Below are 22,331 nucleotides of genomic sequence, written 5' to 3' on the forward strand. Positions count from 1 at the left end.
CGCCAGCATCAGCCTGAGCCATCAGTACCGCGTGGATCTCGTCCCACACTCCCAGCCGTGCGTAGAGGTAGTGGCGCTTCCACACCGTCTGCCAGGGTCCGAACCGCTCCCGGGGCAGATCCCGCCACGGAATACCGGTCCGAGCACGATAGATGATGCCCTCCACGATCATCCTGTTGTTCTCGAACGGATGCCCCTTACGACCCTCGTTCGAGGGCAGCAACGGCTCAATCCGCTCCCACTGCTCATCCGAAAGAGCCCGATCCCGGGACGCTGCAGTAGTAGCCATCCCTCAACCCTCAAGGCAAAACCCCCTCACATATGGGAGACACGCCCTAGCCGTGACCCGCTGTAGAACGGCCGCCTGGTGAGTCCCGGGCCGACGCTGGATCGACGTCTGTCGTGGATAGGGGCCAGCATCAGCGCCGGATCGAAGACCGCCCCAACCAGCTGCCGCAGCTCCATGTCGGCGCCGGAGAAAAGGCTCACCTCACGTCCTTACTCCGTGCTCCGGCGGGATGCGGTCGATTCCACCGTGCCCCGGCTCCCAGCGCAGGACAACAGGGGCCAAAGTGGACTCAGTTGACACCTTCCACGCCGCCGACAGTTGCGCGGCGATCAACCGGAGTTGAATCTGGGAACGCAAACCTCAGCGCCAGCGATTCTCTGGGCTCCCTTGTCTACCGACGGTTGATGTGACAAGGTCTCTCGAGATTTGATCAACTGGAGTTGATGGAGCCGAAGATGGTGAATCGCAACGACGTCGCTCGACTTGCCGGAGTTTCCCCGGCGGTCGTGAGCTACGTCATGAACGACGGGCCGAGGGGCGTAGCCCCTGCGACCAGGGAGCGCGTATTGCGTGCCATCGAGAAGCTCGGGTACCGGCCCAACCCGCTGGCGAACTCGTTGCGGACGAACCGGACGATGACGATCGGCCTGGTCGTGCCGGACAACACGAACATCTACTTCGCCGAGCTCGCTCGGGCGATCGAGGAGGCTGCCTTCCCTCTCGGGTACACGATGCTGCTGGGCAACGCCGCCGACAGCACGGAGCGCGAGAACGCCTACGTCCAGGCCTTCCTCGATCACCGGGTCGCTGGCGTGCTGCTCATACCGTCGCGGGACTCCACGGCGGCGGCCGCCAAGTTCGCGCACACGAACACGCCATGGGTCCTGATGGATCGTCTCACCGAGCTGGAGAACGTCCCCGCCCAGGTGCTGTCCGACAACCGCCAGGGTGGGCGTCTCGCGACCGAGCACCTCATCTGGCACGGACGTCGACGGATCGCCTGCATCTCCGGTCCGGTCGAGGTGGGGTACACGAGGGAGCGCGTGCGGGGGTGGCGCGACGCGCTCGCCGCGTCCCCGCTGGATCCCGACGCTGCACCATTGCGCGAAGTTGCCTTCGACCGCTTCGCAGGGTACCGGGCGGCGCGCGACATCCTGAGCAGGAACCCCGGGACGGACGCGATCTTCGTTGCGAGCGACGAGCAGGCGCTCGGCGTGATGCGCGCGATCGAGGAGCAGGGTCTCTCCTGCCCGGCGGACATCGCCATCATCTCCTTCGACGGCATCGCTGCCTCGCTGCTCACGGTGCCGAGCCTCGCCACGATCAAGCAGCCGGTGGGGCTGCTGGCGGAGCACGCGATAGAACAGCTCCTCGCCCAGGGCGACGCGACGCCGACGGACGGACGGCGCATCGTGCTGCCCGTGGAGTTGAGCACCGGCGGCAGCTGCGGGTGCCCCGACGTCGACTACGCCGCGCACAACCCCGGACGGCACGACGGGCCGCAGGACGAGGCGGAGAAGAGCGAACGATGACGAAGCACCGGATCGCCGTGGTCGGAAGCGTGAACCTCGACCTGGTCGTTGGGGTCGATCGGCTCCCGCAACCGGGGGAGACGGTCCTCGGGGGCGACGTCTCCTACCGCTCGGGGGGCAAGGGCGCCAACCAGGCCGTCGCCGCCGCTCGGTACGGTGCTGAAGTGGAGCTGCACGCCTGCATAGGCAGCGATGGATTCGGGGGCAGGCTGATCGATGAACTGGCGGGAGAGGGGCTCGACCTCGCTCGGGTGAAGCGTGTCGAGGCGCATCCCAGCGGGGTCGCGCTGATCGTCGTTGACGACGCGGGAAGCAACACGATCACCGTCGCCGCGGGGGCGAACGCCGCGCTGACGGGCGAGAGCTTCGGCGTCTCGAGCAGCGTCGAGAGTGCTCCAGATGCGTTACTACTGCAGCTGGAGATCCCGATGGCAGCCGCCACGAAGGCTGCGCGCCGCGCGGCCGGTCTCGGCATCCCGGTGACCCTCAACGCCTCGCCCCTGCTGACTGTGATTGGCGATGAGCTGCGCGAGCTCATCGCCCGCACCGATGTCCTGGTCGTCAACGAGAGCGAGGCCGCGACGCTGCACGCCGTCGGCGACGACTGGGAGCAGCGCGCGCGGAGCCTGCTTGAGGCGGGTCCGCGTGTGGTCGTCGTCACTCTCGGCGCGGACGGGGCCGTGGCAGTGAGCCGCGAGGAGACCGTGATCCAGGCGGGATTCCCCGTTGACCCGGTGGACACTACGGGGGCGGGCGACACCTTCTGCGGCGTACTGACCACCGAGCTCGTCTCCGGCACCGGCCTCACCGGGGCGATGCGCCGGGCGTGCGCTGCCGGAGCGGTCGCGACACTACGCATCGGCGCGAGGGAGGGGATGCCGACCGCCTCGGAGGTGGAACGGTTCCTGGCAGAGCGCGCAGTGCCCGAACAGAACGACCAGGACTGACCCGTCTCCGACAAGGACAGCCTGCCCGGAGTCGATCGTGCAGGCACGGACGGTCCGGCAGACCGAGGAAAGGAGTGAGAGATGAGAGGACCACGAACGCTCTCAGCGGCGATCGTTCTGGTCGCCGGAGTCGCCGTGACCGGATGTCAGGCGTCGGGTAGCGAGGAGGTGACGCTCACCTTCCTCAACCCGCACGCCGGCGCCTACGAGCCGGTTGCCGAGGCATTCGAGCAGGCGCACCCCGGGGTGAGCATCGAGCTGCAGAGCGTGCCCTTCGAGCAGATGGTCGAGCAGACGCAGGCACGGCTGAGCTCGGGCGACACGAGCATCGACATCGTCTCCGTCGATCCGCCACGACTAGCGAACATGGTGCAGCAGGGATTTCTCACCGAGGAGACCGACCACCTCCCGGAGATGGAGGCGAACGTCTCGCAGGCCGCGATCTCCTCAGTGACCGTCGACGACAGACAGTGGGCCTACCCGCTCTGGACGAGCGACAACTTCCTCTTCTACAACCGCACCCTCCTGGAGGAGGCGGGGCTTCCCGTTCCCGGGCCGACCTCGGCGGACCGGCTCACGTGGGAGGAGGTCGTCGACATGTCACGCAGCCTCGTCGACGCCGGAGACGCGCAGTACGGCATTGGCATGGATCAGGTCGACCGCTACTATGCGCTGCAGCCGTTGCTCGAGTCGATGGGCGCCGGGCCCGGGCTCGAAGGGCCGGACGGGCTCACCCCCGCTGTTGACACGGAGGAGTGGGAGCGGTTCGGCCAGTGGTATGGCGGGCTGTACGCTGACGGGCTGGCGCCCCGAGGCGTGGATCCGGCGCAGATGGTCGATCTGTTCCGTGCCGGCCACTCTGCGTTCCTGCTCGGCGGCGCCTCGGCGATTGGCCGGATTGCCGACGGCGACTTCCCCGGCGAGTGGGGAATCGCGCCGCACCCGTACTTCGCGGACGGTCCGATCGTCACCCCGACGGACTCGTGGGCGATCGGCGTCAGCGCAACGAGCGAGCATCAGGAGATCGCACGCGACTTCGTCCAGTTCGCGACGCTCGATCCGCAGGGCGCCCAGCTGGCATCCAGCGTGAACACGCTGCCGCCGGTGCAGCACGAGGCCTTCGACGAATATGTCGGCTACATCCAAGAGCTCGCCCCTGAGCAGACGGCGCACTTCGGAGAGCTGTTCCAGGAGGACACGGAGCACTACGCACGCCACCGTCCGACGAGCGCCGGATACGTGCAGTTCGAGAGTGAGATGAACAACGCCTTCAGCGACATCCGGAACGGCGCGGACCCGCGCCGCGTGCTCGGCAGTGCGCAGGAGGCGCTCGAGCGGCAGCTCGACCGGCTGCGCGAGCTCGCCGCCGAAGCAGAAGGGAACGAACGATGACGTCCGTCACCGCCCGCACCGAACGCGAGGTCACACGCGGCAGGACACGCCGATCGCTCGTCCGACGGGAGACGTGGATCAGTGCAGTCGTGCTGCTGCTCCCCGCCGTCGTGCTGCTGCTGCTCCTTCGAATCATCCCGACCGTCACCGCGATGGCCGAGGCTGTGCCGCTGGGAGGGGAGAGGTCACCGTGGTCGAACTTCGCGTACATCTTCTCCGACCCATCTTTCCTGAACTCGGTCTGGGTGACGCTGCTCTTCTCGGTCATCGTCAACCCCATCCAGATCGCGCTAGCCCTGGCCCTAGCGGTGCTGCTCACCAAGCACATCCCGGCGGTCGGCCTCTGGCGCACCTTCATCCTGCTCCCGATCGCCGTGCCTCAGGCGGTGTCGGCGATCATCTGGCTCGTGATGTTGCGACCGGACGGGCCGCTCAACGGCCTGGCGTCAGCCATCGGTCTACCGACAGTGCCGTGGTTGACCGAGCCGGGATGGGCGCTGATCTCGATCGTCATCGTCTGCTCGTGGGTGGGTGTCGGCTACTGGATGACCTTCCTGGTCACCGGGATCAAGGAGATCCCCTCCTCGCTGTACGAGGCGTCCGCCCTCGATGGCGCGAACGGGTGGCGGCAGTTCTGGAGCATCACACTTCCCGGCCTGCGCCGGCCGCTGCTGTTCGTGCTCGTCGCGGACACCGTCTCCAACTTCCTCGTGTTCGCGCCCGTGCGCATCTTGACCCAAGGCGGACCGCAAGGGGGAACGGATCTCCTCATGCACAACATCTCCGAGCGTGCCTACACCCTCGGAGACACCCAGGCGGCCTCCGCTGCGACCCTCGTCCTCGTGGCGATCGTCATCGTCGTAGTGACTATCCAGTTCCGGATGCTGCCGGGGAAGGAGGACTGATCGTGGTGAACCAATCTGCCACCCGCGGCGAGGCTAGGTCGGGCCGTCGCGCGCTGCTGCTTGCGGTGCCGGTCGCGATCGTCTCGATGGCGCCGCTCGTTTGGGCGGGGATCTCCTCGCTGCGCCCGGGCGAGGAGATCTTCCGATACCTCTCGCCATTCAGCTGGCGCACGCTGTTCCCGGAGTCCGTGAGCCTCGACAACTACCTGTCCGTGCTGCAGAGCCCATTCGCGCTGGCGCTTGTCAACTCGGTGAGCGTCGCCTTCTTCGGCGTCGCTCTCGGGCTTGTCGTCGCGGCCCTCGCGGGGTATGCGCTCGCCGTTCTGCCGTTCCCCGGCCGCACCGCGGTGTTTGCCTTCATGGTGGTGTGCTTCCTCGTTCCGTTCGAGGCGATCGCGATCCCGCTCTCCGCCTCCTTCCGCGAGATGGGTCTCGCCAACAGCTACGCGGGACTCATCCTCCCGGCCCTCGGCAACGGTCTGTCCATCTTCCTGCTGCGGCAGTTCTTCATGGGGATCCCCTCCTCGCTTGCAGAGGCAGGCCGTCTCGATGGCCTCTCCTGGTTCGGCGTTCTCCGCCGGATCTACCTGCCGCTGTCGCGAGGTCCGATGATCGGCGCTGGGCTCATCCTGTTCGTGTTCCAGTGGCAGTCGTTCCTCTGGCCGCTGCTCATCGCACCAGCCCCGGACGTCCGGGTCGCCCCGGTCGCGATCGCGGACTTCGCGCAGGAGACGGGCGTGGACTACGGCCAGATGTTCGCCGCCGCGATCCTCACGGCCGCGATCCCGCTCCTGCTGCTGCTGTTCTTCCAGCGGCACTTCACCGGTTCCACCGCAAGCTCAGGCACGAAGGAGTAACACCATGAGCGACACCCCCATCCGCCGAGTCATCCTCGACTGCGACCCGGGCAACGGCGTACCCGTGACCGACATCGACGACGGGCTCGCCCTCGGCTTCCTTCTCGAGGCTGAGGGGATCGAACTCGAGCTCGTCACGATCGTCACGGGCAACACCCACCGCGACACTGGATACCGCGTCGCGCGGACGATGCTCGACGACGTCGGAGTCGACGTCCCCGTGTGCCTCGGCGCGGCGACAGCGCTCCTCGAACCGCAGGATCCGTGGACCGACCGGCGTGAGCGAGCGCGGCGGGACGCGAAGTCGGCGCCCTTCTGGCAGGGAGTCGCCCCGCCCAGGGACTATCCCCTGCCAGAGAAGGCGGATGCGGCCGCAGAGATCGCCGCACGTGTCGCCGCAGCGCCGGGGAAGATCACGATCGCCGCGGTCGGGCCGCTCACAAACATCGCGCACGCGCTCTCGCTGCATCCCGGCTTGGCCGAGGATGTCGCTGAGATCATCGTCATGGGTGGAGCCTTCGACGTGCCCGGCTACTTCCAGGAGCTGAACTTCGGGGTGGACCCTGAGGCGGCGCGTCAGGTGATCGCTTCGGGCGCCCCTGTCACCCTGGTGCCGCTCGATGTGACCATCCGCACGGCGCTGCGTCTCCGCGACGTCGAGCGGCTCGGAACAGCGGGCACGAAGCTGGCCTCCTATCTCGCGAAGACGACCGAGCCGTGGGTGCGCCACGTGGAGCGCGCCAGGGGCCGCGAGGGATGTGCCCTCCACGACCCGCTCGCCGCAGCGCTACTCGTCGACCGAGGCATCGCCCGCATCGAGCGCTGTACAGTCGATGTCGAGCTGACGGGCCTCACCCGGGCACGCCCGTTGCGGTGGGACGCGGACGCCGTGCGGCTCGCGACCGGGGTGGACGTGCCCCGGCACCGACCGATCGATGTGGTCACTGATGTCGACAACGACGCCCTGGTGGAGCTGCTCCTCCGTACGCTCGGTGCCTGACGCCCGGGCGACCGGTCCGGGCGACCGTGCGGAGGTGCCGACCGGAGAATCAGCCGCGCTGTGCGCGTTCGACGGGCTTGCGCATCTCTGCGTGGGGAAGCCACGGCGTACGTGCGCCCAGAACAAGCGCCCTGCACACCATCGCCAGTCGGTCGGGGAGCCGGTGATCAGTCCACGACGCCGTAGAGGCGGTCGCCGGCGTCACCGAGCCCGGGGATGATGTACCCCTTCTCGTTCAGGCGCTCGTCCACAGAGGCGGTGACGATCTGCACATCAGCCCGGTCGCCGATCGAGTCCTGCACCAACCGCAGCCCCTCTGGTGCGGCGAGCAGGCAGACGGCGGTCACGTCCTGGGCGCCGCGCTCGAACAGGTACTCGATCGCCGCGACCAGGGTGCCGCCGGTGGCCAGCATCGGGTCGAGCACGTAGCACTGCCGGCCGGAGAGGGAGTCCGGGAGCCGGTTGGCGTAGGTGAACGCCTGCAGGGTCTCCTCGTTGCGCTGCAGTCCGAGGAACCCGACCTCGGCCGTGGGCAGCAGCCGCGTCATCCCCTCCAGCATGCCCAGCCCGGCCCGCAGGATCGGCACCACGATCGGGCGCGGCTCGGCCAGCGCCACACCGGTGGTACGAGCGATCGGGGTGTCGATCTCCACCTGCTCGGTGCGGATCTCCCGGGTGGCCTCGTAGGCGAGCAGGGTGACCAGCTCCTCGGTGAGCTGGCGGAACACCGGTGAAGGGGTGGTCACGTCGCGCAGGACGGTCAGCTTGTGGGCGATGAGCGGGTGGTCGGCGACGTGCAGGCGCATGGGCACAGTGTAGGAGCGCGCACCACCGCTCCCGACCTCGTTCACCGGTCTGGCCACGACTCCCACGAGATTGCTCGTCGAAATGGCCGCGCTCGGTGACCAGATCGACGAGCAAGTTCGTCGGGGCGGGCAGACTGGTGGTGTGAGCACTGATGAGGAGGCGATGCGCCTGGCCCTGGCGCAGGCACGCCAGGCAGGTGAGCGCGGCGACGTACCGGTGGGTGCGGTGCTGCTCTCTCCGGCCGGCGCGGTGCTGGCCCGAGCCGGTAACCGCCGTCAGGTCGACGGCGATCCCACAGCGCATGCCGAGATCCTCACCCTGCGTAGGGCGGGGGTGGAGCAGCGGGACTGGCGGCTGACCGGGTGCACGTTGGTGGTCACCCTGGAGCCGTGCACCATGTGCGCCGGGGCGATCGTCCTCGCGCGGGTGCAGCGGCTGGTGCTGGGAGCCTGGGACGAGAAGGCAGGGGCGTGCGGCTCCACCCGGGACGTGGTGCGCGACTCTCGGCTCAACCACCAGGTGCAGGTGACCGGCGGGGTGCTGGCGGGCGAGTCCACCCACCTGCTCACCGAGTTCTTCGCCGCGCGGCGACAGGCTGCTGGGCAGGCGCCGCCGGAACCAGCAGCCTCAGGGTAGGTCGGGCAGCTCGGCCTCGAGCGCCGTGAGGGCGGCGGAGGTGCCGGCCTCCAGGTGCACGTTCGCGACGTCGTCCCCGCGAGTGGCGCCCCGGTTGACGATGCCGACCGGCAGGCCGTTGCGGTGTGCGTGCCGCACGAACCTGAGTCCAGACAGCACCGCCAGAGAGGATCCGGCCACCAGCACGGCCTCGCTGGCGTCTACCAGGCGGTAGGCGGCGGCGACGCGGTCCTTGGGCACGTTCTCCCCGAAGTAGACGATGTTCGGCTTGAGGATGCCGCCGCAGCGCGGGCAGGGCTGCACCCGGAAACCCTCGGTGGAGGCGATGACGGCGTCCGCATCCGGCGCAATCTCCACATCGGCCACCGCTTCGGTGAACTCCGGGTTGAGGGCGGTCAGCATCTGGTCCAGCTGGCTGCGGGGGAGCATCAGGTGACACGACAGGCAGATCACCTCGTTGTAGTGACCGTGCAGGTCGATCACCTGCTGGGAGCCGGCGGCCTGGTGCAGCAGGTCCACGTTCTGGGTGATCACCCCGGTGACCAGACCTCGCTCCTCCAGCCGGACGACCGCCTGGTGCCCGGCGTTCGGCCGGCGGGTGCGCATGTGCCGCCAGCCGACGTGGTTGCGTGCCCAGTAGTGCCGCCGAAAGCCTTCGTCGGAGACGAACTGGTCGTAGGTCATCGGTGTGCGCGGTGGAGAGTCCGGGCCGCGATAGTCGGGGATACCCGAGTCCGTGGATATGCCCGCCCCGGTGAGCACGACGAAGCGGCGCCCGGTGAGCAACGCCGTGAGAGCCGAGACGTCAGGCTCGCTGGTGGATGGCACTGCTGCTCCCTCTGGTTCTGCTGCCCGGCTGAGCCTACGACGATGCGCTGCCGCCAGCGACGTCTCGACCCTGGCGGATTTTGGTCAGCGGTGCCGCTGCCAGTACTCTGGTCCGGCTAGGTAGCGTGTCCGAGCGGCCGAAGGTGCAGCACTCGAAATGCTGTGTGGTTCATAGCCACCGTGGGTTCAAATCCCACCGCTACCGCCATGTGATGAAGGCGCCACCCCGCAGTGAGTGGGTTGGCGCCTTCATCACGTCTACGGTTCGGGTGCTGGGCAGAGCACGTAGCAGGAACCGGGAGGTCCGTAGCACAAAGAGTTGGCGCTACGTCAGGAGGTTGGTGGCTTCGAGGAAGGGCTGGAACGACTTCCCGCACAGGAGATCGGCCATCAGCCTGGACTCTGCACGTACCCACGCTTCACCCAGAATGCGGTCCCAGTCGTCGTTGAACTCGTCGAAGTTGCCGGGGCGAGGTGTGAACTCGCCGACCACGAGACCGTCTTCGCTCTTCAGCATGTCGATCCGCGCATAGGGGTGCGGGATCTGCAGGCTGATGTCTGACACCAGGCTCGCCTCGTCCGGTGTGAACCCGAGGCGCGGGAAGTCGAAGTCCTGCGGGTGACCCATGTCGCGCTGCTGGGTATCGGCGTCCCAGTACGCGACCTTCGTCTCTGCGCCGGTCCGCACGGATTCGCGCACTATCACGACCTCGCCGTAGAAGGCGTAGAACTTCAGGTCGCGGGCCGGGATTCGGTTCGCTACGTCCTCGAGGATGAGTTCTTCCCACATCCAGTTGTCTCGGACCGGGTTTCTCTGTGCGTTCATCAGCTTGTGGGCGTGCTGGGTCATCTCGCCGATGGACTCAAAGGTCTGTCCGTCGCGCACGTGCACGATGTGGTCTTCGCTGTAGATCAGGTAGCAGCCACGCGAGCCCGTTGATCTGGTGGCTTTGAGGACACCGGGGGAGTCCTTGGGGGCGTCGGCGAGAGAGTATCGACTCTTGTCGGATCGGGGGCGCCGCACGCCGATGGCGTCGACGAAGTTGTAGGCACTGTTCTTGGTATCGAGGCGCCAGGTGGGTCGAAGGACGCCATCGAGGTATCGGGCCTCGGACATCTCGTGGACCTTGGCTCGGAAGGAGATAGAGCGCCTGATGCCGAGCCTGTTGCGTTCGAGGCGGCGCAGGACCCGGTGGCTGACGTGGTGTGGTGTGGCCTCGGCCCGCAGCGACTCCGTGCGGCGGGCGAGGGCTTGAGGGTCCATGCCCGCGATGAGGTTGGGGTGGAAGGTTCGCTCGACTGCGGCGCGCATGAGCCGGTCAGAGGTCTGGGCATTCGCTATAGATGCGAGTACGAGTTCGCGCCCTGGAGGTCGTTGCCTGTCTACCACCCGATCACCATATGCGAGCGTCCGGCTGTTGGCTGTTGACACGGCCAGCGACCGCCGGCACCAGCGACGTGCTCACCATGCGGTGCCACCGGCTGCGGCCTAGGCTCGGTCCATGGTCGGGTTCTTGGTGTTCTTGCTGATCGCGTGGCTCGTGCTGTCCGTGCTCGGCTTCGTGATCAAGGGACTGCTCTGGTTGGCGTTCCTCGGCATCGTGCTGTTCGTGGTGACCGCCATCTTCCTGTGGGTCAAGAGGAAGGCGACCGGCGCTGCTCGGTAGCTGCGGCTCGGGTCTCGTCGCGCAGCGCTTCGACCTGCTTCTTCATCGTCCGCACGGCATCGAGCGCCTTCAACGCGTCGTCGAACTTCGGCATCCGCGGTTCCGGCGACCACAGCTGGTCGGCATCGGTGACCGGGCTCGCTCCGTCGATGATCGGATCGAGGTCCGTGACCAACGCTGGACGTGACTCGTCCCCCTTCAGCCGGGCCCGGATCGCCTCGGTGTCCAACGGCACCTTCGAACCGACGAGGATCGCGTTCCCGAACCGTAGCCCGTGCAGGGACGAGCCCTGCACGATCATCGCCACGTGCGCGAACACCGCCTGCATGGTCGCCAGCTCGCGTCGGGTGAACTCCAGGTCGGGACCTGCCACCGAGTTGATCACCAGCCGTCCGCGGTCCGACAGCGCCGCGTACGCGGCGCGGAAGCACTCCACGGAGGTGAACTCCGGCGGTATCCGGTCCGCAGCGAAGATGTCGATGACGATGGTGTCCAGGTCGCGCCGAGAGGGGGACTCGAGCCAGGCGCGAGCATCCTCGCACCGGATGGTGACGCCGTCGGGCAGGCCGAAACGCGCCTCGGCAAGCGTGACCAGAGCCGGCTCCAGCTCGACCACTACCTGTTCGGCGCCGGGCCGGTCGTGCGCGATGGCACGTGGCAGGGTGAGCAGACCACCGCCTAGGTGAGCGCTCCGGGCAGGGAGGCGTGCGCCGAGTGCGGCGCGCATCCAACGCACCGCGGCCAGCGCTGGTGGTGCTCCAGCAGGGCCGAGGTGGGACTGCCGGGCACCGTTGATCTCCAGTGACCAGCCGCCCTCGCGCGGGACCAGCTGGGCCACGCGACCGCTGGACAGGACGACCTGTTCAGTCGGGTGCGGTTCAGCGGAGTCCTCGGAGGGGGGTGGGACGCAGGTCGACATCCGATTATCCTGCCACGCGAGGGAGGTCGCCGATGGGTCGGTACGGTGACCGGTGGCGGGAGCAGTGTTGGGTGCGCGGAAGGGAGGCCGACTCCGGTGACGATCTGGGAAGTCGGCGACGACGAGAAAGTCATCGAGGGTCTGGACGAGCTCGGGAAGCCGGACCCTGCCTACGCCGCTGCGCTCGGTCTGGTGCATGCGCCGATGCTGCGCCGCGCGCTGGCTGCGACGATCGACCTGGTCGTCTACCTGGTGCTGCAGGTGCCCTACTGGGTCTTCGCCCTGCCGCTCCTGCTCAAGCTCTACTTCGGTCGGATCAGTCTGTACGGCCTGGTGAACCACCCTGGTTTCATCCTTGCGATCGTGATGGCGAGCATCTCGTTCGTGCTCAGCCTGGCCTTCTGCATCGTGCAGCTCGTGCTGCACGGGCGGAAGGGCGTCACGATCGGCAAGGGGATCATGGGCATCCGCTCGGTGAACGTCAAGACGTTGGAGCGGCCCGGGTTCTGGCGCATGGTGCTGCGCGCCCTGGTGCTCATCGGATCCAGCGTGCTGGTGGTGGGTCCGATCCTGTTCTGCCTGTCGCCACTCTTCGATCGGGAGAAGCGGGGCCGCGGCTGGCACGACCTGGTGGGGCAGAACTGGTATGTCGACGTGCGCAAGGGGCTGCACCCCTATGACGAGAAGCGGATGCGGATCGCGCGCAAGATGGTGACCGCTGAACCTGTTGCCGGGCACAAGCCGCTGCCCTCGCTGGCTACGCCGTCCGTGCAGGGCGGAGACGGGGAGTACCGGCCAGGTGGTCGGGTGAGTGCTGGGGTGCTGGGCGTCGCCCGACCGCACGGTGCCGGACCGCGCCCGGAGGTGGGTCTCAGCGGTGCGGAGGAACCGACAGAGGCGCCGCTGCCGGCTGAGCCGACCCCCGGACGCCCGGTCTTCGGTGGCTACCGGCCGGCGACCCGGGGTGATGCGGCCAGCGCCGAGGACGCCCGGCCCGGGGCGGACTTGTCCACCGGGTCAGGCACGCCACCGGCAGCGTCATCGCCGCCGAAGCCGGCCTACACGCCCCCAGCACCTGCTGCACCGCAGATCCCTGCTCCGGTGCCCCGCACCGACGGCATGGTGACCGGTACCCCTTGGGGGGCGTCGCCACCCGCCGCGTCGACAGGTGAGGGTGGACCCGAGGCAGCAGCCGGCCAATCCGCGGGTGTAGCGGCAGGTGCGCCGCCTGAACCGGCGCCGCCCGCTGCACCAGCACCGCCGCCTGAATCGGCACGGCCGGCTGAACCGGCTTCGCCAGCTGCAGCGGCGGAGCTCGAGGCTGCTAGCCCGGCTGCCCCCGCGCCCCCGGCGCATGGGGACGGTCCGGCGGCAGCGGCGTCCGACGAGCCGGCGCCCGGTGCCGACGTGGTCGCGGCCGAGGTTGAGCAGACTCGGTTGTCCGTGCCCGGTTGCGTGCTCTACGTCGACGACGGAGGACAGATTCCGGTCACCGAAGCCCTGGTGCTCGGCCGCGACCCGTCATCGAACCATGCGTCCGGTCGACCCGTCCCGGTGGCTGACCAGACCCGTTCGGTGTCCAAGACCCACCTGGCCGTAGTCCCCACCGACGGCGGTATCGAGGTGACGGACCTGGGATCCACCAACGGCACCGCCGTCGTGCACGAGGGGGCGGAACGCAGGCTGGAACCTGGGGCTCCGCTTCTCGCTCTCCCGGGCGACACGGTACGGTTCGGGGAGCGTACAGCGGTGGTGGGGCACTCCTGACGGACGGTCCCGCCGGTGGAGGACGAGCGTGAGGATGGGGCGTAGCGCGTGAAGGTCAAGCTGACACTGCATCGGCACGGTGTTGCCCCCACAGACGTCGTGGTCACCGCTGACTCGACCGCGACAGCCGGTGATGTGGCCCGCCACATCGCCGAGGCCGACCCGGCACGCACGATCGTCGCCGGTGAGGAGGATGTGCTCACCCTCGCGGTGGCACCGCCGACCGCCGAGCGGATGGAACCGCTCCAGCCGGACGCGCACATGGGTGAGGCCGCGATCGGTTCTGGCTTCGCCGCGTCCGTGGTCAACCTCGGCCCGCGCACCTCGTTGTCCCCGTCTGCCGCCGCGCGGGATGCGGTCGGGGTGCTCCGCGCGACCGACGGGCCGCTGCGGGGCAAGGAGTTTCCCCTCACCATGGGGCACGCCACCATCGGCCGGGACCCGTCGAACGACATCGTGCTTGCTGACCCGTTGGTCTCCAAGAAGCATGCCCGGATCGAGGTCGGCGGGTACGTGGAGCTGGTCGACCTGAACTCCGCCAACGGGGTCATCGTGGACGGCACTCCGGTGCAGCGCGCTCGTTTGGTGCCTGGGCAGACGTTCGTGATCGGCGGCACCACGCTGGTGCTCTACCTCGCTGGTGACTTTGACGGCTCCGCCCAGGACCCCATCCTGGAGCGCGGTGGCGGGCTGTTGTTCAACCGCAGTCCGCGGGTGGATGTCCGGTACCCGGGGGTGGAGCATCCGCCGCCCCGGATGCCCACCGAGATGGTGCAGAAGCTCTTCCCGTGGACGATGCTGGTGGCGCCGATCATCATGGCCGGCGCCATCTACGCGATCACCGGCCGGGAACGTGCGCTGCTGCTGATCATCATGACGCCGATGATGGCGCTCGGGAACTACATCAACCAGAAGCGCCAAGCCGGGAACAAGCAGAACTACGAGATGGAGCTCTTCGAGCGGCAGTTCGAAGAGCTGGAGGAGACGCTCTACCGGGCGAAACCCGAGGAGGAACGCGCCCGCAACGAGGAGGTGCCGCCGGTCGCCGAGGTGTTCGAGCATGCCACGCGGCTCGGGCCCATGCTGTGGACCAGGCGGCCGGAGCACTGGAACTTCCTCGCGCTGCGGCTCGGTACCGGACGTGCACCCTCACGGAACTCGATCGCCCACCGCGACGCCGAGGACGGGCTGCCGGAATACGTGGAGCGCGTCGACCGGCTCAAGGAGCGCTACCGGTATGTGGACAACGTCCCTGTGCTGGAGTCGCTGTCGGCCGTGGGATCGATCGGGATCGCTGGTCCCACCGGGCCTGCCGCGGACACCTTGCGTGGTCTGGCGATGCAGCTCTTCGGGCTGCACGCGCCGAACGAGGTGGTCACGGTCGCCTTCACCGACTCGGAGTGGGCCGGCGAGCTGGAGTGGGTGAAGTGGCTCCCGCACACCACCAGCGAGACCAGCCCGTTCAAGTCGCTCCCGCTCGCGGATTCCGCGCCTGCGGCCACAGCGCTGCTCAGTGCGCTGGAGGAGTACGTCCTGCGCGCCGGGAAGAACCCGGATCCCCGCGGGCCGTTCTCCGAGACCTGGAACCCGATGCAGTACGGCACGGACGTCAACAAGGCAGCCCAGGAGACGAAGTCTCGGGCGAAGATCTCGGTGATCGTCCTGGTCACCAACGACGCGCCGGTGGACCGGGCACGGCTGACTCAGGTGCTCGAACGGGGTGCAGACGTGAGCGTGCACGCCCTGTTCGTCTCACCCACTGTGGAGTCCCTGCCGGCGGTGTGCCGCAGCTTCGTCGATGTCACCAACGGCCTGGAGGACGCGACGATCGGGCTGGTGCGGAACGGAGATCTGCACCAGCACATCCGGGTGGAGGGTGTTTCGAACGCGTACATGGAGACGTTCGCCAAGCGGCTCGCCCCGGTCGTGGACGCCAGCACGGTGGTCCATGACGAGTCCGACATCCCGAACGCGGTGATGTTCCTGTCCCTGGTGGGGCACGAGATCGCTGAGGACCCGAACGCGGTGGTGGACCGGTGGCGGCAGAACAACACCATCATCGACCGCTCGGACGCGCCACGGCCGCGGCTGAAGAAGGCCGGGAACCTGCGGGCGATCATCGGACAGGGCGCCAGCGACGCGATGACCCTGGACCTGCGCAGCCAAGGGCCGCACGCCCTGGTCGGCGGCACCACCGGTGCGGGCAAGTCGGAGTTCCTGCAGGCGTGGGTGCTGGGTATCGCCTCAGCGCACAGCCCGGACCGGGTGACGTTCCTGTTCGTGGACTACAAGGGCGGATCAGCGTTCGCCGACTGTGTGGACCTGCCGCACTGCGTGGGCCTGGTCACTGATCTGAGCCCGCACCTGGTGCGTCGTGCGCTGACCAGCCTGCGGGCCGAGCTGCACTACCGGGAGCACCTGTTCAACCGGAAGAAGGCCAAGGACCTGCTGGAGCTGGAGAAGCGGCAGGACCCGGAGTGCCCACCCGCGCTGGTGCTGGTGATCGACGAGTTCGCCGCACTGGCAGGTGAGGTGCCGGAGTTCGTCGACGGCGTGGTCGACATCGCCCAGCGTGGCCGTTCCCTCGGCATCCACCTGATCATGGCCACCCAGCGTCCGGCCGGGGTGATCAAGGACAACCTGCGCGCGAACACGAACCTGCGCGTCGCGCTACGGATGGCAGATGAGGCCGACTCCCGTGACGTCGTCGACGATACGATTGCCGCGTCCTTCCCACCCTCGATCCCAGGACGTGGGATCGCGAAGACCGGCCCTGGCCGCCTCACCCCGTTCCAGTCTGCGTACGCTGGCGGCTGGACCAGCCAGGACCAGGTCGTGACGGCAGAGGTCAAGGTGGCCGAGCTGCGGTTCGGGTCGGTCACCGAGTGGGAGCCGGAACGCCCCCCGGAGTCAGACTCCCACGACGAGGACCTCGGCCCGAACGACCAGAAGCGGATCGTGAACACGCTCATCCGGGCGGCCGACGTGGCGCAGCTGATGGTGCCCCGCCGACCGTGGCTGGACGACCTGGCACCGGTGGTCGAGCTGGCTGACCTGCCCGCAGAGGGCGACAGCCAGGTGCTCCTTGGCCTCGCCGACATCCCAGAACGCCAGGAGCAAAAGGCCACGTACTTCGTGCCGGACCGGGAGGGGTCGATCCTGTTCCTCGGCACCTCCGGAGCCGGCAAGTCCACGGCGCTGAAGTCGCTGGCCACGGCGGCAGGTATGCGCCCTGACCTTGGCAACGCTCAGGTGTACGGCCTGGACTTCGCATCCGGCGCCTTGGGCGTGCTGGAGCGTCTGCCGCACGTAGGGTCGATCATCGACGGTGACGACGCCGAACGCGTGCAGCGCCTGATGCGCACCCTCGGCGCGGAGCTCGACCGCCGCGCTGCTGCGTTCTCGAAGGTGAATGCTGCCAACCTCAGCGAGTATCGGGAGCTGGCCGATCCCACCACAGCACGCATCTTCCTGCTCATCGACAACTACCCGGACTTCAAGAAGGAGTGGGAGATCTCCTCCCAGCGGGCGCCGTTCTACCAGGTGTTCATGCGGGTTCTCGGTGAGGGACGCCCACTTGGAGTGCACGCGGCGATCGCTGCCGACCGTGGCGGCGCAGTGCCCACCGCAGTCTCTGCGAACATCTCCCGCAAGATCGTCATGCGTCTGTCTGACCCGAACCAGTACTCGCTGCTCGGCGTGGACAAGGATATCCTCGACGACCAGTCCGCACCAGGACGCGCGGTGATCGAGAAGAACGAGGCGCAGGTTGCGGTGCTTGGGGGCACGACCAACGTGGCTGAGCAGACCAAGGCGCTGGACCAGCTGGCGGAGAAGTTGCGCGAGCAGGGGATGCCGGAGGCTCCGGAGATCCGTTCGCTACCCACCCGGATCAGCGTCCGGGAGATGCCCGACGTGGTCGAGGGCATGCCGGTCTTCGGCATTGCCGACGATACGCTCGCGCCGCGTGGCTTCGACCCTGTGGGGTCGTTCACCATCGTCGGACCACCGCAGTCCGGCAAGACGAACACGCTGCGGTCGCTGGTTGTGGCGATGGAACGCTTCGACCCGAATATCAAGCTGTTCCACTTCGGGAACCGCCGTGCCCAGCTCGCAGACTTCCGACCCTGGGTGCGCAGCGCGGTGCGCCCGGACGAGGAGAAGGAGCTGGCCTCCGAGCTGATCGACATCGTCTCCGACGAGTCCGTGACCGATCGGATCCTGATAGTGGTCGAGGAGATCCCGCACCTGGCCGATGGCCCCGCGGACCGAACTATGCGCGGCCTGCTGCAGGCGATCAACAACAGCGACCACCTCCTCATCGGCGAGTCGGACGTGAGCCGTGCCGGCGGCGGATCCGGTGTGCTCGGCGAGTGGAAGTCCGCCCGCCAGGGGATCGCCCTGAAACCGGACACCTACGACGGCGACACCCTGTTCAAGGTGCCGTTCGGGCGGGTCAAGCGCACCGACTTCCCGGACGGACGGGGCATCTTCGTACAGGCGGGCCGGGCCGTGACGATGCATGTGCCGTTCGTCTCCCCCGACGACGTCGGACCGACCTCCGGCAACGGAGTCGCCAGCGCCGAAGCCACCGCGCCGGTGGCACCTGCAGGCGTGGGTGGGTAGTGGTCCCCATTGCCCGGTGAGCAGAGTTCCATACAGTAGGTGTAGGTGGTCCAGGAGGGGCACCATCCGAGAACATCAGGAAGGTAGTTTTCATGACCGACTTCGGTGCAACATACGACGAGATGGAGTCCTGCGCTGGCAAGCTGGACGACGGCAAGGAGAGCATCGACGACGCGCTCACCGAGTGCCAGGGTTACGTCGATGAGCTCGTCGAGGACGGCTTCAAGACCGAGAAGGCGTCCGGCAAGTTCAAGGACGGCTACGACGACCTGACCAGTGGTCTGAAGGACGCCTCTGAGGGTGTCGCCGAGATGGCGCAGGCACTTCGCGACATGGCTCAGGCCATCCGCGACCTGGACGACCAGCTCGCTGGCTGATCGAGTCCCAAGATGCGGGCTGTGGGGTCGGCCCCGGGAGGGCCGACCCCACAGCCCGTCTGATCGGCGCACTTGGGTGCGTCACGCCAATGTTCGACGTAAGCAAACCAGGGGCCGGGAGCCATGGCAGGCGAAGACATATACATCAAGCTGAGTGAGCTCGAGACGGTCAAGACGCAGCTTGATGCGATCATCGAAGAATTCGGGAACGCGACGGAAAACTCTGAGAACCTGGAAGCTGCGATCGGTACCCCGTATGGCCGAGGGGAGCTCCAGTCCAAGGCGAGGGACTTCGAGGAACGCTGGGACGACAAGCGCACTCAGCTCAAGGATGGGCTTGAGGGTGTCCGCGACCACGTCGGCGGCGTCATCGATGAGATCCAGAAGTGGGATACCGAGACCGCCATCCAGCTTGAGCCGGAGAAGTAGGCCCGGCGGGGCGCAGAGAGGGAATCTGTAGTCAATGATACCGATGCCGTTGTCCCCGAAGGGGCGAGAGATCAAGTATGTCGAGGGCAGTCCGAGCGAGATCGAGAGCCGGGGTGCGACGATCAAGTCGCTCGGCGACCAGATGATCGAGAGCGCCGAGCTGTTGGAGAAGGTCAAGTCTCGAGCTCTGGACGGTGAGAGCCAGAAGGGCAAGGCGATCGAGAAGCTGAGGGAGTCGATCGGGGACTCCCACGAGATCCTCAAGCAGGCCGGTGAGCTCTATCAGCCTGTGGGGCCCGTGATCGAGACGTATGGCAACAAACTCGCGGTCGCTCAGATCTTGATCGAGGTCTATGTTGACCAGGCGGAGAGCCGCTGGGAGACGTTTGCCAGCCTGCCGGGCTACGTCGATCCCCGTGGCACCGGCGGCATCTTCCAGCCCGAGGAGGGGAGCGAGGAAGCCGAGCAGAACGCCGAAGAGGATGCTGCCAAGAAGGCCGCTTACGAAGAGTGGGAAGAAAGCGCCGAGAACTTCGACCGCTGGTATGGGGACCCTGGCAACGAAGACTCGTGGGAAGTCATCTTCGAAGAGGCCGTCGACGGCATCACCGAAGAGATGGCAGACAAGATCAAAGACAGCTTCTGGGATGCGATCGGTGACTTTCTGAGCATCGCGGCACTGGTTCTGGGAGTTGTCGCGCTCTTCGTCGGCGGCTGGGTGATCGCTGCCATCGCCCTGGCCGTCGCTGTCGCCTACCTGGCCGTGACCATCATCCAGTACAACCTCGGCGAGAAGTCGGGGATGGACATCTTCTTCGCAGCCCTAGGGGTATTACCCGTAGGCAAGCTCAGCAACATGACGAAGCTGCTGCACGGGTCACGTGGACTCAAGGCGTTCGGGAATGGCGCGCTGGGGAAATTTGCCGACCTCAAGCGCGCGAACGGCCTCCAGAAGCTGGACGGCAAGTTCTTCAAGGAAAAGGCCTTCACCTTCAACGGTAAAGGCGGCTTCAAGAAGGCGGCTATGGGATCGGAAGGGCCGAAGGCTGTGCACCGCGAGCACATGAAGCTGTACTTCGGCCCGGGCGGACGGGAAGCCTTCATCGGTGGCCAGAACGCTATTCGCAACCTCTCCCGGGTGGATTTCGGCCTCCAGTTCGCTGGCAATATCTCCACCTGGTCTGGACGCGTGGGTTCCGTCACTGACTGGAACGACCCGTCGCCAAAGTGGATGGGCGCGTTGCTGTGAGGTTTAGAGCGTGACGGCCGAATCAGGCATCACATCTGCATCGTCGAGCTGGACGCTCGGGCTGGCAGAACAGATCGATATCCCCGGGTGGTTCGCGATCCCGGAGTCTGCGACGCCGGAAGCGCAGGATACCTGGGTGTCACAGAACGCCCACCAGCTGCGCTCATTGGTCGGTTCGAATCGCTGGGACGGCCAGCCCACCACGGAGAAGGACATCGAAGACGTCCTGCGCTCGGCGTTCGCCGAGCGTGCGTCGACCGACTCGGATGTCTTGCTGCAGGTCTGGCCAGTCCCGTACCCCGCAACTATCCTGTGCCACCTGGACCTCGTGACAAGTGCGACACTGCCGCACTGGCCGGACGTGGATGGGATCGTGCACCCGGTCGAAGCGCCGTACTTGGGGCAGGGAATCCAGGTCTCCACCCGCGGGGTCGAGGACGGCATCGAGCTCGCCTCGGTCCACCTGATCTTCGACAACGGTGAGGTTGCCCTGGTGATGAGCATCGAAGAGGCACCTGCGATGCTCGTCTCGCGAGTCCTGCCGGAGTTCATGATGCTGTCCGAAGCGTTACGTATCGACGGTCCGGACCGGGAACCGTTGGTGGGTGTTCTACCTGTAGGGCAGATCCCGGAGGAAGCGCCGTGGGACTTCGAGGAGACTGGAACAGCATGACGGGGATACGGGAAGCGGTCGGTCTGCAGCCTGAACCTGAGTTCGATCTGCAGCTACCAGTTGGGTGGACGCGTCAGCAGGCGGGCGACCAGGCTCGGGATGCGATGCTGGCTGTCGTCAAGCAGCGGTTCATGGAGCAGCACCGTCCCGATCTGTATGCCGAGACGAAGCGACTGGTGAGTCAGAGCTTCGAGGAGATGGAACGCAACGGCGTGTTCGCGTTCTTTGCGCCGACCGAGCCGGGTGACGAGACGCTGGCGATCCCTGCCTCCATCCACGCCTCGATCCGCCGTGCTGCCCCTGGCGAGACGCTGGACGACCTGGCCCGGACGCTGATCCACGGGAAGGGGGCGACACCGCTTCGAGGAGACAGCCGAACGCTTCGATTCGAGGAGGAGAGACACGTTCGCTTGGGGACGCAGACGGTTGTCGCGCAGTCGGTGATCTACCTGACGCCCATACCGCGCGCCAAGCGCCGGCGGGCGCTCCAGCTGGTCGCCGGGTTCGGCCGCACGGTCGACACACCAGCGGATCATCCCACGATCGACGCGATGAAATTCCTCTTCGACACGTGCGTCTCGACGTTGGCCTGGCGGGAGCCAGCCAGGGCCTAGCTACGATGTGACGATCGGACGTCCATCGAAGGAGACTGGGGTGGGAAGAGCGAGCCAAACACCGGAGGAGTGGGCGCGAACCGTCGACCTCGCTCCTCCGGTTCACTGGGGGGACGTCGAGGATGAGATTCTGCGTCGCGAGCCGGTGGTGGAGAAGTCTACGGCGGATACCGTCGTGCGGGTGATCGGTTTCGTGGTGGTGGCGATCCTGGCGATCCCGAGCTTCGGGTCGTCCGTGCTCGGGCTCGTCCTGTTCCTGCTAGGGGTGAACCCGGTCATCCTCCGAGTGCTGTTCGCGTTGGCGATCGGAACTGCCGTCGTGATGCTGATCTTCTGGTGGGAGGACCGGGACAGGAGCCCGGTGAAGCTTCTCGTCGCCGGCGGCTCTGGTGTTGTCTCACTGGGGACCTACCTGCTGATGCGGGGAGCCCCGGAGGCACAAGGAGACGCTTGGGCCGCACTGCTCATGATCCTCGCAGCTGTTGTCGGGTTGGGTGGTGTGGTCGTGATGCTGCTTGGCGCCAAATCTCAGCAGGGACGCCCGCGGCGGCGTTGGAGCCTCAGTCCCGGCAGGGACGCAGCCTATGTCCGGGCCCGTCGGCGCGCACTGGAGATCCTGGTCGAACGTGGTGTGGTGCACGTGGACGAGGACCGCCGGCGGCAGCTGGCGGAGATGCCTCTGGGTACCTGGCACACCATGGACGCAGCCTCACAACGGTGAGTCGGCCCAGCCGGTCCGCCCTGGTGCAGTCACGTGTCCTAGGAGGCTCGGACGGTCTGCCCTTTCGTACCCTGCCTCCTCACTACGCTCGTCGAC

The 22,331-nt window shown here is 67.2% G+C and carries 21 protein-coding genes and 1 tRNA gene; 17 read left to right on the forward strand and 5 right to left on the reverse strand.

Annotated features, from left to right (window positions below):
• On the reverse strand, window positions 1-289 hold a 289-nt coding region (locus K338_RS0111370; protein WP_027286747.1), incomplete at its 3' end, for a transposase.
• Window positions 290-744: 455 nt separating this feature from the next.
• On the opposite strand from K338_RS0111370, the gene K338_RS22135 reads away from it, so the two are divergent.
• The 6 genes from K338_RS22135 (at window position 745) to K338_RS0111405 (ending at window position 6,922) form a co-directional block, all read left to right on the forward strand.
• Window positions 745-1,821 carry a LacI family DNA-binding transcriptional regulator gene (locus K338_RS22135; RefSeq protein WP_084481098.1) on the forward strand — a complete coding sequence of 359 codons (1,077 nt, stop codon included), beginning with the start codon at window positions 745-747 and terminating at the stop codon, window positions 1,819-1,821.
• Entirely contained in the window at window positions 1,818-2,768 is a 951-nt protein-coding gene (locus tag K338_RS22140) for a ribokinase (RefSeq protein WP_022918302.1), read from the forward strand. Before K338_RS22135 ends, K338_RS22140 begins: the two co-directional genes overlap by 4 nt.
• Window positions 2,769-2,849: 81 nt before the next feature.
• The gene (locus K338_RS0111390; protein ID WP_084481056.1) at window positions 2,850-4,160 is read left to right on the forward strand and encodes an ABC transporter substrate-binding protein; all 1,311 of its coding nucleotides are present in this window, start codon (window positions 2,850-2,852) and stop codon (window positions 4,158-4,160) included.
• On the forward strand, window positions 4,157-5,065 hold the full coding sequence (locus K338_RS0111395) for a carbohydrate ABC transporter permease (protein WP_022918304.1): 909 nt from the start codon (window positions 4,157-4,159) through the stop codon (window positions 5,063-5,065). The genes K338_RS0111390 and K338_RS0111395 overlap by 4 nt, the downstream gene beginning before the upstream one ends.
• 2 nt (window positions 5,066-5,067) lie before the next feature.
• Entirely contained in the window at window positions 5,068-5,922 is an 855-nt protein-coding gene (locus K338_RS0111400) for a carbohydrate ABC transporter permease (protein ID WP_022918305.1), read from the forward strand.
• Between the two features lie 4 nt (window positions 5,923-5,926).
• Window positions 5,927-6,922 (forward strand): nucleoside hydrolase, encoded by a 996-nt coding sequence (locus tag K338_RS0111405; protein WP_022918306.1) that lies wholly within the window; start codon window positions 5,927-5,929, stop codon window positions 6,920-6,922.
• Between the two features lie 167 nt (window positions 6,923-7,089).
• Here K338_RS0111405 and upp read toward each other — a convergent pair whose 3' ends face one another.
• Window positions 7,090-7,728, reverse strand: coding sequence for a uracil phosphoribosyltransferase (gene upp / locus K338_RS0111410; protein ID WP_027286749.1), 639 nt, complete (start codon window positions 7,726-7,728; stop codon window positions 7,090-7,092).
• A gap of 142 nt (window positions 7,729-7,870) precedes the next feature.
• On the opposite strand from upp, the gene tadA reads away from it, so the two are divergent.
• The gene (gene tadA, locus K338_RS22145) at window positions 7,871-8,365 is read left to right on the forward strand and encodes a tRNA adenosine(34) deaminase TadA (protein WP_277050606.1); all 495 of its coding nucleotides are present in this window, start codon (window positions 7,871-7,873) and stop codon (window positions 8,363-8,365) included.
• Here the strand turns inward: tadA and K338_RS22150 are convergent.
• The gene (locus K338_RS22150; RefSeq protein WP_022918309.1) at window positions 8,357-9,193 is read right to left on the reverse strand and encodes an NAD-dependent protein deacetylase; all 837 of its coding nucleotides are present in this window, start codon (window positions 9,191-9,193) and stop codon (window positions 8,357-8,359) included. The two genes, tadA and K338_RS22150, sit on opposite strands and share 9 nt — an antisense overlap.
• Before the next feature lie 119 nt (window positions 9,194-9,312).
• Here K338_RS22150 and K338_RS0111425 point away from each other — a divergent pair.
• A tRNA-Ser gene (locus tag K338_RS0111425) sits at window positions 9,313-9,401 on the forward strand.
• Between the two features lie 117 nt (window positions 9,402-9,518).
• Here K338_RS0111425 and K338_RS22155 read toward each other — a convergent pair.
• A complete protein-coding gene (locus tag K338_RS22155) occupies window positions 9,519-10,505 on the reverse strand; it encodes an ATP-grasp fold amidoligase family protein (RefSeq protein ID WP_051154783.1) in 987 nt (328 codons plus the stop codon).
• Between the two features lie 190 nt (window positions 10,506-10,695).
• On the opposite strand from K338_RS22155, the gene K338_RS25835 reads away from it, so the two are divergent.
• Complete coding sequence (locus K338_RS25835; RefSeq protein ID WP_022918311.1) at window positions 10,696-10,860, forward strand: hypothetical protein; 165 nt, start codon at window positions 10,696-10,698, stop codon at window positions 10,858-10,860.
• Here K338_RS25835 and K338_RS24505 read toward each other — a convergent pair.
• Window positions 10,829-11,779, reverse strand: a complete 951-nt coding sequence (locus tag K338_RS24505) for a spermidine synthase (protein WP_022918312.1) — start codon at window positions 11,777-11,779, stop codon at window positions 10,829-10,831. The two genes, K338_RS25835 and K338_RS24505, sit on opposite strands and share 32 nt — an antisense overlap.
• A 96-nt stretch (window positions 11,780-11,875) precedes the next feature.
• Here K338_RS24505 and K338_RS22165 point away from each other — a divergent pair, with 96 nt between their 5' ends.
• The 8 genes from K338_RS22165 to K338_RS0111480 all read left to right on the forward strand — a co-directional run bounded on the left by K338_RS22165 (window position 11,876) and on the right by K338_RS0111480 (window position 22,235).
• Entirely contained in the window at window positions 11,876-13,546 is a 1,671-nt protein-coding gene (locus tag K338_RS22165) for an RDD family protein (protein ID WP_022918313.1), read from the forward strand.
• A 48-nt stretch (window positions 13,547-13,594) separates the two neighbouring features.
• Entirely contained in the window at window positions 13,595-18,172 is a 4,578-nt protein-coding gene (locus K338_RS22170) for a type VII secretion EssC family protein (RefSeq protein ID WP_022918314.1), read from the forward strand.
• Between the two features lie 92 nt (window positions 18,173-18,264).
• The gene (locus tag K338_RS0111455; RefSeq protein WP_022918315.1) at window positions 18,265-18,549 is read left to right on the forward strand and encodes a WXG100 family type VII secretion target; all 285 of its coding nucleotides are present in this window, start codon (window positions 18,265-18,267) and stop codon (window positions 18,547-18,549) included.
• 123 nt (window positions 18,550-18,672) lie between these two features.
• Window positions 18,673-18,978 (forward strand): hypothetical protein, encoded by a 306-nt coding sequence (locus K338_RS0111460; RefSeq protein WP_022918316.1) that lies wholly within the window; start codon window positions 18,673-18,675, stop codon window positions 18,976-18,978.
• A gap of 43 nt (window positions 18,979-19,021) precedes the next feature.
• Window positions 19,022-20,227 carry a hypothetical protein gene (locus tag K338_RS0111465; protein WP_022918317.1) on the forward strand — a complete coding sequence of 402 codons (1,206 nt, stop codon included), beginning with the start codon at window positions 19,022-19,024 and terminating at the stop codon, window positions 20,225-20,227.
• A gap of 136 nt (window positions 20,228-20,363) precedes the next feature.
• Window positions 20,364-20,900 (forward strand): hypothetical protein, encoded by a 537-nt coding sequence (locus K338_RS0111470; RefSeq protein ID WP_022918318.1) that lies wholly within the window; start codon window positions 20,364-20,366, stop codon window positions 20,898-20,900.
• Entirely contained in the window at window positions 20,897-21,514 is a 618-nt protein-coding gene (locus tag K338_RS0111475; RefSeq protein ID WP_022918319.1) for a hypothetical protein, read from the forward strand. Before K338_RS0111470 ends, K338_RS0111475 begins: the two co-directional genes overlap by 4 nt.
• 181 nt (window positions 21,515-21,695) lie before the next feature.
• Entirely contained in the window at window positions 21,696-22,235 is a 540-nt protein-coding gene (locus K338_RS0111480) for a hypothetical protein (protein WP_157612370.1), read from the forward strand.
• Window positions 22,236-22,331 lie beyond the last annotated feature (96 nt).

It is taken from the genome of Ruania albidiflava DSM 18029 (assembly GCF_000421225.1).
Classification (GTDB): Bacteria; Actinomycetota; Actinomycetes; order Actinomycetales; family Beutenbergiaceae; genus Ruania; species Ruania albidiflava.

Excerpts from the sequence above, each read along its gene's own strand:
- K338_RS22135 (WP_084481098.1), top strand. The coding sequence starts at position 745 with ATGGTGAATCGCAACGACGTCGCTCGACTTGCCGGAGTTTCCCCGGCG.
- K338_RS22140 (WP_022918302.1), top strand. The coding sequence starts at position 1,818 with ATGACGAAGCACCGGATCGCCGTGGTCGGAAGCGTGAACCTCGACCTG.
- K338_RS0111390 (WP_084481056.1), top strand. The coding sequence starts at position 2,850 with ATGAGAGGACCACGAACGCTCTCAGCGGCGATCGTTCTGGTCGCCGGA.
- K338_RS0111395 (WP_022918304.1), top strand. The coding sequence starts at position 4,157 with ATGACGTCCGTCACCGCCCGCACCGAACGCGAGGTCACACGCGGCAGG.
- K338_RS0111405 (WP_022918306.1), top strand. The coding sequence starts at position 5,927 with ATGAGCGACACCCCCATCCGCCGAGTCATCCTCGACTGCGACCCGGGC.
- upp (WP_027286749.1), bottom strand. The coding sequence starts at position 7,728 with ATGCGCCTGCACGTCGCCGACCACCCGCTCATCGCCCACAAGCTGACC.
- K338_RS22155 (WP_051154783.1), bottom strand. The coding sequence starts at position 10,505 with ATGCGCGCCGCAGTCGAGCGAACCTTCCACCCCAACCTCATCGCGGGC.
- K338_RS25835 (WP_022918311.1), top strand. The coding sequence starts at position 10,696 with ATGGTCGGGTTCTTGGTGTTCTTGCTGATCGCGTGGCTCGTGCTGTCC.
- K338_RS24505 (WP_022918312.1), bottom strand. The coding sequence starts at position 11,779 with ATGTCGACCTGCGTCCCACCCCCCTCCGAGGACTCCGCTGAACCGCAC.
- K338_RS0111455 (WP_022918315.1), top strand. The coding sequence starts at position 18,265 with ATGACCGACTTCGGTGCAACATACGACGAGATGGAGTCCTGCGCTGGC.
- K338_RS0111460 (WP_022918316.1), top strand. The coding sequence starts at position 18,673 with ATGGCAGGCGAAGACATATACATCAAGCTGAGTGAGCTCGAGACGGTC.
- K338_RS0111465 (WP_022918317.1), top strand. The coding sequence starts at position 19,022 with ATGCCGTTGTCCCCGAAGGGGCGAGAGATCAAGTATGTCGAGGGCAGT.
- K338_RS0111475 (WP_022918319.1), top strand. The coding sequence starts at position 20,897 with ATGACGGGGATACGGGAAGCGGTCGGTCTGCAGCCTGAACCTGAGTTC.